We start from the raw sequence: 14,494 nt of genomic DNA, 5'->3' as shown, positions 1-14,494 counted from the left end.
TTTTACACGCCGCCGGCAATCAGCACCCGCTCACCGGTAACATAAGCCGACTCTTCCGACGCCAGAAACAGCGCCACCTGTGCCACATCCTCCGGCAGGCCAAAGCGTCCCAGCGGCGTGGCCGCGATCAGCTGCGCTTTAAATTCCGCATTCATTTTTTTCGCTGCCAGCAGCCCTTCGGTCAGAATGATCCCCGGTGCCAGCGCGTTGACGCGAATGTTGCGCGGGCCCAGCTCACGTGCCAGCCCCTGCGTTAAGGTATCGATCGCGCCCTTGGTCGCTGACCACAGTACCGAGCCGGGCAGGCTGCGCTGGCTGTTCAGCGCGCTGAGGTTAATGATGCAGCCGCCGCGCGCCGGAAAATGCTGCGCCGCCTGCTGGCACACCAGCAGCGTACCGAGCAGATTGACGTTGAGCTGCTGCTGCATGTCGCTGACGCTGAGGCTGGCGAAGTCGCCATGGTGAAACATGCCGGCGTTGTTGACCACGATGTCTGGCGCGCCAAACTGCGCAATACTGCTGGCGAACAGGCGTTGCACGTCAGCTTCACGGGATATATCGGCCTGTACGGCGATGGCGTCGCTTCCCAGCGCGCAGATATCGGTCACCACATCCGCCGCGCCCGCTTCATCCTGACGATAATTCACCACCACCCGGGCGCCGGCCGCGGCGAAAGTCATGGCGATGGCGGCGCCAATGCCTTTCGACGCGCCCGTCACCAGCGCAATTTTGCCTTCAAGTGCTTGCATTGTGTCTCTCCACCTGAGATTTCGGGTGAGTAAAGCATGCGCTGTTGCCGCTTTGTGCGGTAGCGCAATCCTGCAAGCTTTTTGCACGATCCTGCAAATCTGTGGCGCAGGGACTAGGCGCAACCGCATCGGCAGGTAAGAATGGGGATTCAGTGATTTTTCATCGCGGAGTGCATAACGCATGATTCATCAGGAACAGTGGCAGCAGCTGGTGGCGATGATTGCCCGTCACGCGCAGCAGGATGGGCGTACCGCCAGCGCGATTGATTTTCTCTCTTTTGGCCGCAGCTCGCACCCCTCCAGCCTGGCGCATATTGCCAGCTGGGCGGGGTTTGCGCTGATGGCCCAGGGCCAGAAAGCACTGCGCATGGGCGATGATGTGATGCATTACGGGCCGGGCGATCTGCTGCTGGTCACCATGGACATGCCGGTGCAGTCCTGCGTGGTGCTGGCGACGCCAGAGAAACCCTGTCTTGGCGTCGGCATCACCATCAACGAAGCGCGTCTGCTGCGCTATCTGGAGCATTTCCCGCCGCAGCAGATTGGCAGCGCTGCCCCTGAACGCAGCATTACCGTCCATAAAGTCGCGCCACCGCTGGTGGATGCGGTGATGCGGCTGGTGGCGCTGCTGGATCAGCCCCAGGATATCGCCGCGCTGGCACCGCTGATTGAGCAGGAGATTTTCTATCGCCTGCTGACCGGGCCGGAAGGGCCGCGCATTCTGAACATGGCGCTGACCGAGCGCCCGGGCAACAAAGTGGCGCGCGCGGCGCGCTGGCTGCGCGAAAACTTTCATCAACCGCTGAAGGTGGATCAGCTGGCCAGCAGCGTTGGCATGAGCATTTCATCGCTGCACCATCACTTTAAAGCGGTTACGGCGATGACGCCGATGCAGTATCAGAAGCAGCTGCGGCTCAACGAAGCGCGCCGGTTGATGATGATTGAGAAGCTGGATGCCGGGACGGCGGGCTATCGGGTGGGCTATCAGAGTGCGTCGCAGTTCAGCCGGGAGTATAGCCGTTTTTATGGCCAGTCTCCGGCGCGCGATGTGCGCAAGATGGCGGTGGGGCCAGAAGGACTCCTCTCCCCACCGCAGTAAGGCTTACAGCGTGCGTGCGGCTTCCATCGCCAGCGCGAACGAACGCAGGCGCGCCTGTGGATCGTAAATCTGGCCGTTGACCATGATCTCATCCGCCTGGGTTTCGCGCAGCAGCGCGGCAAGGCCGTGGCGCACTTTATCTTTATCGCCCACCACCGACATGCTCAGCGCCTGCTGCACGCCATACTGTTCGGACGGCGACCACAGGTTATCCATGTTCTCCACCGGCGCCGGCAGCGGGCCGGGCTTGCCGCGACGCAGATTAATGAACTGCTGCTGCATCGAGGTGAACAGGAAGCGCGCATCACGATCGCTGTCTGCCGCCACCACGTTGACACACACCATAGCGTAAGGTTTTGCCAGACGCGCAGAGGGCTGGAATTTTTCGCGATACAGGTGTAGCGCCTGCAACAGCAGGTCTGGCGCGAAGTGCGAAGCAAAGGCAAACGGCAGACCAAGCTGCGCCGCCAGCTGCGCGCTATACAGGCTGGAACCCAGCAGCCACACCGGAATTTTCAGTCCGAGGCCAGGCACCGGCTGCACCGGCGGATGTTCGCCCTCTTCGGCATCGAACCAGCGGATCAGATCGGCCACATCTTCCGGGAAGCTGTCGGCCTGGGCGCTCGAAAGATGACGGCGCAGCGCCAGCATGGTGCGCTGATCGGAGCCGGGCGCGCGGCCCAGTCCGAGATCGATACGGCCAGGGTAGAGGGATTCCAGGGTGCCAAACTGTTCGGCAATCACCAGCGGTGCGTGGTTGGGCAGCATGATCCCGCCGGAGCCGAGGCGCAGCGTTTCGGTGTTAGCGGCGAGATAGCCAATCAGCACCGACGTTGCAGCGCTGGCGATGCCGGTCATGTTGTGGTGTTCGGCCAGCCAGTAGCGATGAAAGCCAAGGGCTTCAGCCTGACGCGCCAGCGCCAGCGAATTATGGAAGGCATCGCGCGCAGACGAGCCTTGCGGAATGGGGGCCAGATCCAGCACGGACAGGCGAACAGTTTTCTTCTCAGACATGGGTACTCCAGCAAAGGATGGCGCAGGTGATAAGTAAACCTGCACCAGTCAGTATTACGCATCATTACCCATATTAAAACTGCTAATAACGGCAGGAATATAGCCGGAATGTGCCTTTAACCGCCGCTATCCAGCGCCATTCCGGCCAGGCGGCGCCAGTAACCGTTGCTGTCGCTGCCGCGCGCCATCATCAGCGGCGCTTCACCCGCTTCGTTAGCGCGGAAGCGATCAACCTGTGCCAGCGTGCTCTCATCCTGCGGCGACAGGCGCACAATATCGATCCAGCCATGCATACCGGCAAGATCGTTGCCAAGGTTGTAACAGTAGCCGCTCATGGTCTGAATGCCGTTCAGGACAAATACCTGCTGGCCCTCCTGCGACAGCACGCGGCGCCCGGTGGGATAATCAATACAGCAGGTCTGGCAATCATCTTTGGCACGATTTTCGGAACGCGCGGTAAAACAGCGCGCCGATAGCGCCAGCGGCAGATGGCCGTAGCCGAGCACTTCAACCTCAAACCGGTCGCGCAGGCCAGCGTCATGGCACTGCTGCAACAGCTGAATCAGCCAGTCGCGTGACATCTCCACCGGCATGCACCAGCGCGTCATGCCCTCCTGCAGCAGCAGCTGGAGCGTCTGCGCGTTATACACATTCAGGGTAGGACCGGCGACAAACGGCAGTTTGCGCTCTGCCGCCATGTTCACGGTGCCGATATCGTTGGCTTCCAGTAAGAACTCACCGTTTTCAACATAGCGGCGCAGCTCTTTGACTTCCGAAGGGGACTGCAGCAGCGCCAGCGTGCTCAGCACCACCTGTTTGCCGCTGGCCGCCAGCGTGCGGCCCATCTCCATCCACTGACTGAACGCAGTGGCGCGGCGTTTGCTGCACACCGCTTCGCCGAGGTAGACAATCTCTGCGCTGCTCTCTGCGGCGCGCTGATAAAACTGCTCCAGCGTGGCGGCAGGCCAGTACCACAGCACCGGGCCGATGGCGTATTTCATACGGTCTCCTTATTGCCAGTCGCGGTGATAGGCGCCGAGCGTGGTCTGGCTGCCTTCAGAAAGTTCACCGAGTGCGCGCATCCACGGATCCTGCACCGTGAACTGTTGCGGATCGGCCATGCAGCGATCGATCGCCTGACGCCACACTTTCGCCACCTGTGCCACATAGGCCGGGCTGCGCTGGCGTCCCTCAATTTTCACCGAGGCGATATTGGCGCGCAGCAGCTCTGGCAGCAGCGCCAGGGTATTGAGGCTGGTGGGCTCCTCCAGCACGTGATAGCGCTGGTTATCCACCTCGTAGCGTCCTTTACACAGCGTCGGATAGCCCGCGCTCTCATCGGCGGCGTAACGGTCAATCAGTACTTCGTTCAGGCGCGACTCCATGCCCTGTGCCGTCTGCTGCCAGCGCACAAATTTGGCCGGTGAACAGGCGCCCGCGCTGTTCGGCGACTCGCCGGTCAGCCACGACGAAAGATAGCAGCGGCCTTCGGCCATGATGCACAGGCTGCCAAAGGCGAACACCTCAAGCGGCACCGGCGTTTCGCGCGCCAGCTGCTTCACCTGGTGCATCGACAGCACGCGCGGCAGCACCACGCGGCTCAGTGCAAAGTGGCGGTGATAAAACTGAATGGCCTGCAGATTGGTAGCGGACGCCTGCACTGACAGGTGACGTTCAACCTGCGGATAGCGGCTGGCGGCATACTCCAGCGTGGCGATATCGGCGAGAATCAGCGCATCGGCACCGTTCTGTGCGGCGACGTCAATGGCGCTTTGCCAGCGGTTAAGGCCGTCGGGATGGGCGAAGGTGTTGATCGCCACGTGCAGTTTACGCCGGTGCTGATGCAGGAAGCGCGCGGCTTCTGCCAGTTTCTTATCGGTAAAATTGAGGCCAGCAAAGTGGCGGGCGTTGGTGTCATCTTTCAGGCCGACGTACACCGCGTCAGCGCCGTGCTCCACCGCCGATTTCAGCGCAGGTAAATTCCCCGCCGGACACAGCAGTTCCATACAATTTCCTCCCCCGGATTCTGAACGCCGTTGAGTGTAAGGAAGCGCAGGTGCTGCAATGTTGATTTAAGGCAGTGAAAGCGGGATTGCCAGGGCGGAATGGAGAATTTTCGCACAGACGCGGGGCGATTTCCTTGATCCCGGTTGAGGCGAAAGCCGTCGGATGTGGCAATATAGATAAAATTTTCTCAAGGGAGTGCAGCGCATGTTCGCACGCTTACGCGGCCTGTTAATTGAAAAAGGGCCGGAATTCCTCGCTTTACCGGTGTCGCTAACACCATTCGCCGTGAAAAAAACGGTTTTGCAACAACTCCTAAACTGGCAATTTCGTCATGCTTTGGCTGAAGGTGAGTTAGACTTTCTGCAAGGGCGCTATCTCGGCATTGAGATCGCGGACGTCAATCTGCGCTGGATCACCACGCTGCAGGACGGGCGCCTGACCGTTTCGCGCGACGCCGAAGCAGATGTCTGGTTTCGTGGCGAAGCCAACGATCTGCTGCTGGTAGCAGCACGCAAAGCCGACCCCGATATGTTGTTCTTTCAGCGCCGTCTGGTGATTGAGGGCGACACGGAGCTGGGACTGGAGGTGAAGAATCTGATGGATGCCATAGAACTGGACGCCATGCCCACGCCATTGCGCACGGGGTTGCTGCAGCTGGCTGCTTTTGTTGAGGCAGGAATGACACAGGACGCGAAGGCCGCTGAGGCGCGCGCGGGGATCTCATGTTGATTCGTACTGAAATTGGTGTGGACGCGGCAGGCATCGACAGCCTGTTAAAGCGCAGTTTTGCCACCGCAGCCGAAGCGGAACTGGTACAGCAGCTGCGTGAAGACGGTTTACTCACGCTGGGCGTGGTGGCCACCGATGACGAAGGCCAGGTGCTGGGTTATGCCGCCTTCAGTCCGGTGACGTTGCAGGGCGAGGATCGTAACTGGGTGGCGCTGGCGCCGCTGGCGGTTGATGCCTCGGTGCGCAGTCAGGGCATTGCTAAACAGCTGGTGTATGAAGGGCTCGATTCGCTCAATGAGTTCAGCTACAGCGCCGTGGTGGTGCTGGGCGATCCGCAGTTCTACAATCCGCTCGGCTTTGAACCGGCGGCGCGTCACGGCCTGCACTGCCGCTGGCCCGGCAGCGAAGCGGCGTTTCAGGTGTATAAACTGGCGGACGATGCGTTCGATGGGGCAGAAGGGCTGATCGCCTTCTCGGCACCTTTCAATCGTATCGACTAAACCACGCCGTTAAGCAGGCCGGCTGCTGGGCAACCAGCAGCAGTTTCTGCGCCCGGCTCAGCTGTTTTACCTGATACTCCAGCCGGGAAGCCGCCGCGCGATCGCCGGCCGCGCAGTGAAACACCAGCGTCAGCGGACCTTTGCCGCGCAGCGCACGGGCACCGCGCCCCTGCTGGTGCTGCTGCAGGCGACGGTTGACGTCAGTGGTGATGCCGGTATAAAGCATTCCGGCGGCGGTTTGCAGCATATACAGCTGCCAGCCCTGTTCCATTTACAAACCTCGTTCATGTGCTGGCGGGCAGTGTAACGCGCCTGCGGCCGCATCGCTATCAACGCACGGAGTTGCTCTTGTCTGACCATTCTCATCTGATTCGCTATCTGAAAAAGCAGCACGTGCTGTCGCTATGTGCCAGCGACGGTGATGCGCTATGGTGCGCCAACTGTTTCTACGTGTTCGATGAAGCGCGTATGGCGTTCTGGCTGATGACCGAAACCGATACGCGTCACGGCGCGCTGATGGCGCGTCATCCACGCGTCGCCGGCACGGTGAACGGCCAGCCGAAAACGGTGCTGCTGATTAAAGGCGTGCAGTATCGCGGGCGTATACAACTGACCGATGAGGCGCAGGCGCTGAAGGCCTATCAGTCGCGCTTTCCGGTGGCAAAAAAAGTCACCGCGCCGCTGTGGGAAATTACGCTGGATGAGCTGAAAATGACCGATAACGCGCTGGGGTTTGGCAAAAAGATTGTCTGGCAGCGTTAGCCCGGCACGCGCAGAGGCGCACCGGGCGACCGTCTTACGCTGCGTTCAGAATGCGCAGGGATTCGCGGTTAAACGCGGGCAGGTCTTCAGGCGTGCGGCTGGTAACCAGCTTGTCATCATCAACCACCACCTCTTTATCGTAAAAGTCCGCGCCGGCATTACGCAAATCGATGGCGATAGCTTTCACGCAGGTCATTTTGCGACCGCGCACGCCGTTCGCGCTGATCAGCAGCTGCGGACCGTGACAGATGGCGAAAATCGGTTTGCCGCTGGCGACAAACTCTTTGGTAAAGGTGACAAAGCGATCGTCACCGCGCAGCGCGTCAGGCGAATGACCACCGGGCAGCAGCAGCGCGTCGAACTCGGCCGGGCTGACATGGTCAATATCCTTGTCGATTTTGACTTCGGCTTTGCCCTGTTTTCCCTTCACGGTTTTGCCCGCCTGCATCTCAATGGTGACCACTTCATGGCCCGCTTTGGTGAAGGCCTCGGCCGGTGAGGTAAACTCTGAGTCTTCAAATTCATCGGTAATCAGAACCGCTATTTTCTTGCTCATCTTTCTCCTCCTTGCTGGTCACGCACCTGCTGTGCGTGACACGTTTCAACCAACAAGTCTGGACCCTGAGCGCGGAAACGCAAGCCAGCCGGCACAGGCGGGATTGGTTAAATTCCGGAGACAGATCAAGTTTAAGCGTGACGACGCTGGCACACAGGCATAACCTGAATAACACTGTGGGATCTGCGTCGCGCCCTCCGCGCGGCATACGTTATTCAGTTGAATACGGAACCGGTTATGACCCAATTCGCCTCACCTGCACCAGCGGCCCGCTTCGCCTGGTGGAAACCGCTGCTGTTCCTCGCTGTGGTGCTTATCGGCCTGTGGTACGTAAAATGGCAGCCTTACTATGGCAAAGCCTTCACGGCCGCAGAAACCCATTCCATCGGCCGCTCTATTCTTGCCAATGCCGCAGATTCGCCGTGGCGCGCCGCGCTGGATTACGCCATGGTCTATTTTCTCGCGGTGTGGAAAGCCGCGGTGCTCGGCGTGGTGCTGGGCTCGCTGGTGCAGGTGCTGATTCCGCGCCGCTGGCTGCTGCGCCTGATGGGCAGCAACCGGCTGGTGGCCACGCTGGTCGGCACCGGTTTTGGCCTGCCGGGCATGATGTGCAGCTGCTGTGCCGCGCCGGTGACCGTCGGCCTGCGCCAGGCGCAGGTTTCAAGCGGCGCGGCGATGGCGTTCTGGCTGGCGAATCCGCTGCTCAATCCGGCAACGCTGGTGTTTATGGGCTTTGTGCTCGGCTGGCAGTTTGCCGCCATTCGGCTGGTGGCGGGTGGGGTGATGGTGCTGGGCATTGCCATGCTGGTGCAGCGCAGCGTGCCGGAAACCGCCGTTGCCGCGCCGCTGTTGCCGCAAGAAAGCCATGAACGGTTTGTGACGCGCTGGCTGCGCGTGATGTGGCGGCTGTTCTGTAACACCATTCCGCTCTACATCGTGGCGGTGCTGCTGCTCGGCGCCGCGCGCGTCTGGCTGTTTCCGCACGCGGACGGCGCGGTGGGCAATACGCTGTTCTGGGTGATGCTGATGGCCATCGCCGGCTGCCTGTTTGTGATTCCGACCGCCGCCGAAATCCCTATTGTGCAAACCATGATGCTGGCGGGCATGGGCATCGCACCGGCGCTGGCGCTGCTGGTGACGCTGCCCGCGGTCAGCGTGCCGTCGCTACTGATGCTGCATCGCGCGTTCCCGCCGCGCGCGCTGTGGATCGCCTTCTGCGGCGTGGCCGTCAGCGGCATGCTGCTCGGCATCCTCGCACTGTGGCTGGCGTAGATACCAGATAGTCTGATTGCGGCTGCCGCGCCACAGCAGCCGCGCATCTTTTTCCGCTTCGATGAAACGTCCATCAATCAGCACGTCGATTTCCGCAATCACTTCGCGCTGCGCCGCCGTCAGCTCCGCCAGGGTGTAGCCGGTCCACAGCCAGATATCTTTATCCGGACAGTCGCGCCGCACGCGCTTCACCAGCCGGCGAATATGCGGCACATTGTGCGGATGCAGCGGATCGCCGCCGCTCAGCGACAGCCCCTGACGTGGAATGCGTTGATCCTGCAGATCGGCGATCAGCTGCTCCTCCATGGCCAGCGTAAACGGCACGCCGGAGTCAGGCCGCCAGGTGCTCTGGTTGTAGCAGCCGCGGCACTGATGTTCGCAGCCCGCGACAAATAGCGTGCAGCGCGTGCCGGGACCATTCACGATATCCACATCATAGTAGCGATGAATGTGCATCATCCCAGCTGTCCGGTATCAAGGTGTTTAACACGGCGCTGCACCTCTTCCTGCTTGCCGGCGTTGAACGGCCGCGCATCCGGGCTGCCAAGATAGCCGCAGACGCGGCGCGTGACCGAAACGCGCGCCGGATCGTGATTGCCGCAGCTCGGACAGGTAAATCCTTTGCTGGTACAGCTGAACTCGCCGCTGAAGCCGCACTCGTAGCACTCATCGATCGGCGTATTAGTGCCGTAATAGGGCACGCGGTCATAGCTGTAATCCCACACATCCTCCAGCGCCCGCAGGTTGTGCTGAATGTTGGGGTATTCGCCGTAACAGATGAAGCCGCCGTTAGCGATGGCCGGGTAGGGCGCTTCAAAATCGATTTTGTCGTAGGGATTGACCTTTTTCTCTACGTCGAGATGGAAGCTGTTAGTGTAATAGCCCTTGTCGGTCACGCCCGGCACCACGCCAAATTCGGCGGCATCAAGGCGACAGAAGCGATCGCACAGGTTTTCACTGGGCGTACTGTACAGGCTAAAGCCGTAGCCGGTTTCCGCTTTCCACGCATCCACCGCTTTGCGCAGATGCGTCACAATCGCCACGCCGGTTGCGCGCAGGTGCGCGGCATCATACGGATGCACGGCGTTGCCGCTTAGCGCGTTGAGTGTTTCATGCAGACCGATATAGCCCAGCGAGATCGAGGCGCGGCCGTTGCGAAAGATCTTGCCCACCTCGTCGTCCGCGTTGAGCCGCACGCCGCAGGCACCTTCCATGTAAAGAATCGGTGCGACGCGCGCTTTGGTTTTTTCCAGCCGGGCAATGCGGGTCATCAGCGCCCGCTTCGCCAGCGCCAGGCGTGCATCCAGCAGCGTCCAGAAGCGGGCTTCGTCTCCCTGAGCTTCTAACGCAATGCGCGGCAGGTTGAGGCTGATCACGCCGATGTTGTTGCGGCCCTCATGAATCTGCTCGCCGTTTTCCTCGTAAACGCCGAGGAAGCTGCGGCAGCCCATCGGCGTTTTGAACGAGCCGGTGACTTCCAACACTTTGTCGTAGTTGAGAATATCCGGATACATGCGCTTGCTGGCACACTCCAGCGCCAGCTGTTTGATGTCGTAATTGATGTCGCCGGCGCGGCGGTTGACGCCTTCGCGAATGGCGAACACCAGCTTAGGAAACACCGCGGTTTTATGGTTTTTGCCCAGCCCGGCAATGCGGTTGCGCAGAATCGATTGCTGAATCAGGCGCGCCGCCCAGTCGGTGCCGAGGCCAAAGCCAAAAGTGACGAACGGCGTCTGGCCGTTGGCGGTGTGCAGCGTATTAACCTCGTACTCCAGCGACTGAAACGCGTCGTAGCACTCTTTTTCCGTGCGTGCGTGCGCGTAAGCTTCCACGTCAGCAATTTGCCATTCGCGGGCAATCTGGCGATGTTTTTCGAGGCTGAGGGTGACAAATGGCGCCAGCACTTCGTCAATGCGGTTAATGGTGGTGCCGCCGTAAATATGGCTGGCGACCTGCGCGATGATCTGCGCCGTCACCGCGGTGGCGGTGGCGATGGATTTTGGCGGTTCAATCTCGGCGTTACCCATTTTGAAGCCGTGCGTCAGCATGCCGTGCAGATCGATCAGCATGCAGTTAAACATCGGGAAGAAGGGAGAGTAGTCGAGGTCGTGATAGTGGATTTCCCCACGCTCGTGCGCCAGCACCACATCGCGCGGCAGCAACTGCTGCTGGGCATAATGTTTGGCCACGATGCCGGCCAGCAGGTCGCGCTGCGTCGGGATCACTTTGCTGTCTTTATTGGCGTTTTCGTTGAGCAGCGCCGCGTTGGTCTGTTCCACCAGGCCGCGAATGGCATGATGCAGCTTGCCGCGCTGCTCGCGCGCCAGATCGCGGTCGTGACGGTATTCAATATAGGCGCGCGCCAGCTGTGGCCAGCGTCCGCTCATCAGCGCCTCTTCCACGGCACACTGGATGTCACGAATATCGACTTCAGCCTGGGTTGCCAGCTGCGCGCTGACCTGCTGAGCGACCGTCGTGCACCAGGCCAGGTCGTCAACCTGGGCGGCCTGCGCGGCGGCCCGCACTGCAGCTTCAATGCGCCGGGCATCAAACGGCACCCTGCAGCCGTCACGCTTAATCACTACCGTTGCCATCTTCCCTTCTCCGCTGAAAACTACATGTAGATAATTTTAAGGAGTGTAATCGCAACATGTGGTGTTTCAGAGGGAATTAATCGCACTGTTTTTGACCTGTCGCAAAGAAGCGCGGCCAGCGCCTGAAAGCCGTGCAGTGGTCAACAGCCGCTACACTGAAAAGTTTTAAGCCGCACAAACTTCAGCCGGCTGCAACTTGCTTTGCGTTGCGAAACAGGTTTAATGAGCGTTTTGCGCCATTTCCGGCCCATCTTTTTGCCTTACAAGGATGCCCACCATGCTTCTGCCCCGTACGCTGCTGGCCGTTTTGTGTTCCCTGACGTTTTCCACGCAGGCCGCACCGGCAGGCGATCTGCCGCTGATGCCGTGGCCACAGCAGGTGACGCAGCCCGCAGGCGGTGGTGCGTTTACCCTGACGCCGCAATTTTCGCTGCACATCACCGGCGATCACCTGGAAGGGGCCGAAGCGCGCTGGCGCGCCCGCATTGCGCGGCAAACCGGCTGGGCGCTGCTGCCCGCCAGCCCGGCCAGCGATCGTCCCGCCATTCAGGTCCGGATTGCCGACGCGGTCGATCCGCTACCGCAACCGGACAGCGACGAAAGCTACCATCTGGAGGTCAGCAGCAGTGGCGTACTGCTGCAGGCACCTACCCGTTTTGGCGCGATGCGCGGCATGGAAACCCTGCTGCAGCTGATCGCCAACACCGCCAGCGGCACGCAAATTCCCTTTGTCACCATTGACGATCGGCCGCGCTTCCCGTGGCGCGGCGTGCTGATCGACCCGGTGCGCCACTTCCTGCCGCTGGAAACCCTCAAGCGGCAGATTGATGGTATCGCCGCGGCGCGCATGAACGTGTTCCACTGGCACCTGACCGACGATCAGGGCTGGCGCTTTGCTTCCAGTCACTATCCGCAGCTGCAGCAGCAGGCCAGTGATGGCCTGTTCTACAGCCAGCAGCAAATGCGCGAGCTGGTGCACTATGCCACCCAGCGCGGCGTGCGCGTGGTGCCGGAAATCGATCTGCCCGGCCATGCTTCCGCGCTGGCCGTAGCGATGCCGGAGCTGATGAGCGCGCCGGGGCCGTATGCCATGGAGCGCGGCTGGGGGGTGTTTAAACCCTTGCTCGATCCCAGCAATGAAGCGGTGTTTCGCTTTATTGATACGCTGATTGGCGAAGTCGCGGCGATCTTTCCCGATCCCTACATTCACATCGGCGGGGATGAAGTCGATCCCAGTCAGTGGAACGCCTCACCGAAGATTCAGCAGTTTATGCGCGACCACGGCCTGCAGGATGCCCATGCGCTGCAGGCGTGGTTCAACCAGCGGGTTGAGAAGATTCTCGCCGCGCATCAGCGGCGCATGCTTGGCTGGGATGAGGTGTACCATCCCGACCTGCCGAAAAGTATTGTGATTCAGTCGTGGCAGGGGCAGGACGCGCTGAGCGAAGTGATAAAGCAGGGATATCGCGGCATTCTTTCCACCGGTTTTTATCTCGACCAGCCGCAGAGCGCCGCGTATCACTATCGCAACGAGCTCTGGCCGCAGGGGCTGAACGGCGTCGATCAACTGCGCGCCGACGATCAGGCGCAAAGCTGGCAGTTCACTATGCCGCGTCTGAAAGGCAGCGCGGTGCAGGGCAGTTTCACCCTGATTGAGAGCAAAAACGGCTGGCGCGGTTTTATCGATTTCAGCGGCAAGGCGCGACGCCAGGTCAGCGACATTCGCTGGCTATCACCGACGCAGCTGACCTTCAGCGTCGACAGCTGGATGGGGCCGTTTCAGCCGGTGGTGACGCTGACGCGTGACAGCCTGACCGGCTACGTGCTGGTGGGCAACGTGCGCTATCCGACCACAGGCAGCAGGCTGGCGCAGATACCGGCCGGTATTGCTCCGGTACTGCCCACGCCCGCTCAGCTGCAGCGTGATTTGCTGGGCGGTGAAGCGGCGCTGTGGGCGGAGAACGTGAATAGCCGGGTGATTGATACGCGGCTGTGGCCGCGCGCCTTTGTGGTGGCGGAGCGGCTGTGGTCGGCGCAGGATGTGACCGATAGCGAGAATATGTACCAGCGGCTCAGCGCGATTGATCGCTGGGGGACGGTGTCGGTCGGCCTGCAGCAGCATCAGCAGGCCGAGGTGCAGATGATGCGGCTGGCCAACAGCAGCGATATCACTCCGCTGCGCGTGCTGGCGGAAGTGCTGGAACCGGCGCAATATTACACCCGCCAGCACCTGAAGTTTCAGGCCGGGCATTATGACTATTTTGAGCCGCTGAACCGGCTGGCGGACGTGCTGCCGGCTGAGAGCGAGCCGGTGCGCCTGCTGGATAAGCAGGTGGATGCGCTGATCGCCAATCGCGGCGATCATGCTGCCGCCAGCGCCCTGCGCCATCAGCTGCAGCGCTGGCAGCGCAACAGCGATGCAGTGATGCCGCTGGTGCTGGGCAACTATCAGCTGAAAGCGCTGCAGCCGCAGGTGCGCCAGGTCGCTGAGCTGAGCCGGATGGGGCTGGATCTGGTGAATGCGCTGGAGCGCAATCAGGCCTATGGCGCAGGCGAGGTGGCGCAGATGCACGCCCAGCTGGATGCGGCGGCGCAGGTGCAGGATGAAACGGTGCTGGCGCTGGTGCGACCGCTGGAGAAACTGCTGCGATCGTCGAGATAGGGAAGTTCGGAAGTCACGAACTATGCAGGGTCGTCATTGATGACGACCTGGCGATCTCGCCAGGTGCGCACGGATACGCCCCCTGCATGCTGTGTGATTGATGACAGCTAAATCAGCGACGTACCGCGATGGCTTCGATCTCAATCTTCACGTCTTTCGGCAGACGCGCCACTTCCACGCAGGAGCGCGCCGGGAAGCTGGCCTGATGCTCGGTGAAAAACGCTTCATAGGTGGCGTTGACCGTGGCGAAATCGTTCAGGTCTTTGACGAACACGGTGGTCTTCACAATGTCGCCCACCTGCAGGCCAGCGGCCAGCACAATCGCCTTCACATTCTCCAGCGACTGACGCGCCTGCGCGGCGATATCGTCCGGAACCGCACCGGTGGCCGGATCGACCGGGATCTGGCCGGAGGTGATGATCATGCTGCCGAGATCCACGCCCTGGACGTACGGGCCAATCGCTGCCGGGGCTTTTTCAGTACTGATTTCGCGAGACATTGTTTCTCCTTAGGCATGCGCGGCGAACCCTTGCCCGCCGCGAAAATGTTC

The 14,494-nt window shown here is 60.9% G+C and carries 14 protein-coding genes and 1 pseudogene; 6 read left to right on the top strand and 9 right to left on the bottom strand.

The genetic code is table 11. The features are described 5' to 3' along the window. Positions 1 to 2 precede the first annotated feature (2 nt). Complete coding sequence (locus AC6I8F_RS16830) at positions 3 to 749, bottom strand: SDR family NAD(P)-dependent oxidoreductase (protein ID WP_021507695.1); 747 nt, start codon at positions 747 to 749, stop codon at positions 3 to 5. Positions 750 to 930: 181 nt separating this feature from the next. Between AC6I8F_RS16830 and AC6I8F_RS16825 the strand changes: the two genes are divergently transcribed. Further along, positions 931 to 1,848: an AraC family transcriptional regulator gene (locus AC6I8F_RS16825; RefSeq protein ID WP_021507694.1), complete on the top strand. Its 918-nt coding sequence runs from the start codon at positions 931 to 933 to the stop codon at positions 1,846 to 1,848. Between the two features lie 3 nt (positions 1,849 to 1,851). Here the strand turns inward: AC6I8F_RS16825 and AC6I8F_RS16820 are convergent, their stop codons facing one another. The 3 genes from AC6I8F_RS16820 to ubiU form a co-directional block, all read right to left on the bottom strand. After that, positions 1,852 to 2,862, bottom strand: coding sequence for a luciferase-like monooxygenase (locus AC6I8F_RS16820; protein WP_021507693.1), 1,011 nt, complete (start codon positions 2,860 to 2,862; stop codon positions 1,852 to 1,854). A gap of 116 nt (positions 2,863 to 2,978) precedes the next feature. Then, positions 2,979 to 3,863, bottom strand: coding sequence for a U32 family peptidase (locus tag AC6I8F_RS16815; RefSeq protein ID WP_058759572.1), 885 nt, complete (start codon positions 3,861 to 3,863; stop codon positions 2,979 to 2,981). A 9-nt stretch (positions 3,864 to 3,872) separates the two neighbouring features. Continuing rightward, positions 3,873 to 4,868, bottom strand: coding sequence for a ubiquinone anaerobic biosynthesis protein UbiU (ubiU, locus tag AC6I8F_RS16810; protein WP_021507691.1), 996 nt, complete (start codon positions 4,866 to 4,868; stop codon positions 3,873 to 3,875). 205 nt (positions 4,869 to 5,073) lie between these two features. Here ubiU and ubiT point away from each other — a divergent pair, with 205 nt between their 5' ends. Both ubiT and AC6I8F_RS16800 read left to right on the top strand, forming a co-directional pair. Continuing rightward, positions 5,074 to 5,598 (top strand): ubiquinone anaerobic biosynthesis accessory factor UbiT, encoded by a 525-nt coding sequence (ubiT, locus tag AC6I8F_RS16805; RefSeq protein ID WP_058759570.1) that lies wholly within the window; start codon positions 5,074 to 5,076, stop codon positions 5,596 to 5,598. Continuing rightward, entirely contained in the window at positions 5,592 to 6,098 is a 507-nt protein-coding gene (locus AC6I8F_RS16800; RefSeq protein WP_021507689.1) for a GNAT family N-acetyltransferase, read from the top strand. Before ubiT ends, AC6I8F_RS16800 begins: the two co-directional genes overlap by 7 nt. Here AC6I8F_RS16800 and AC6I8F_RS16795 read toward each other — a convergent pair. Further along, positions 6,082 to 6,369, bottom strand: coding sequence for a GIY-YIG nuclease family protein (locus AC6I8F_RS16795; protein WP_021507688.1), 288 nt, complete (start codon positions 6,367 to 6,369; stop codon positions 6,082 to 6,084). The two genes, AC6I8F_RS16800 and AC6I8F_RS16795, sit on opposite strands and share 17 nt — an antisense overlap. Positions 6,370 to 6,446: 77 nt before the next feature. On the opposite strand from AC6I8F_RS16795, the gene AC6I8F_RS16790 reads away from it, so the two are divergent. Then, positions 6,447 to 6,860, top strand: a complete 414-nt coding sequence (locus AC6I8F_RS16790; protein ID WP_498028257.1) for a YhbP family protein — start codon at positions 6,447 to 6,449, stop codon at positions 6,858 to 6,860. A 34-nt stretch (positions 6,861 to 6,894) separates the two neighbouring features. Here AC6I8F_RS16790 and AC6I8F_RS16785 read toward each other — a convergent pair whose 3' ends face one another. Beyond that, on the bottom strand, positions 6,895 to 7,416 hold the full coding sequence (locus AC6I8F_RS16785; RefSeq protein WP_021507686.1) for a type 1 glutamine amidotransferase domain-containing protein: 522 nt from the start codon (positions 7,414 to 7,416) through the stop codon (positions 6,895 to 6,897). 237 nt (positions 7,417 to 7,653) lie between these two features. On the opposite strand from AC6I8F_RS16785, the gene AC6I8F_RS16780 reads away from it, so the two are divergent. After that, on the top strand, positions 7,654 to 8,688 hold the full coding sequence (locus tag AC6I8F_RS16780) for a permease (RefSeq protein WP_336699615.1): 1,035 nt from the start codon (positions 7,654 to 7,656) through the stop codon (positions 8,686 to 8,688). Here AC6I8F_RS16780 and nrdG read toward each other — a convergent pair. Next, a pseudogene (gene nrdG / locus AC6I8F_RS16775) lies at positions 8,683 to 9,147 on the bottom strand (anaerobic ribonucleoside-triphosphate reductase-activating protein); the annotation flags it as partial. The gene AC6I8F_RS16780 and the pseudogene nrdG overlap by 6 nt on opposite strands. Beyond that, entirely contained in the window at positions 9,144 to 11,282 is a 2,139-nt protein-coding gene (gene nrdD / locus AC6I8F_RS16770; RefSeq protein ID WP_498028256.1) for an anaerobic ribonucleoside-triphosphate reductase, read from the bottom strand. The pseudogene nrdG and the gene nrdD, both read right to left, overlap by 4 nt. Positions 11,283 to 11,559: 277 nt before the next feature. Here nrdD and AC6I8F_RS16765 point away from each other — a divergent pair, with 277 nt between their 5' ends. Next, a complete protein-coding gene (locus AC6I8F_RS16765; RefSeq protein ID WP_498028255.1) occupies positions 11,560 to 13,944 on the top strand; it encodes a beta-N-acetylhexosaminidase in 2,385 nt (794 codons plus the stop codon). Positions 13,945 to 14,056: 112 nt separating this feature from the next. Here the strand turns inward: AC6I8F_RS16765 and ridA are convergent, their stop codons facing one another. Beyond that, complete coding sequence (gene ridA, locus AC6I8F_RS16760; RefSeq protein ID WP_010615965.1) at positions 14,057 to 14,443, bottom strand: 2-iminobutanoate/2-iminopropanoate deaminase; 387 nt, start codon at positions 14,441 to 14,443, stop codon at positions 14,057 to 14,059. Positions 14,444 to 14,494 lie beyond the last annotated feature (51 nt).

It is taken from the genome of gamma proteobacterium symbiont of Axiagastus rosmarus, from assembly GCF_059730925.1.
The sequence above is the reverse complement of the archived record's forward strand: the minus strand, read 5'-3'. Positions and strand labels throughout refer to the sequence as shown.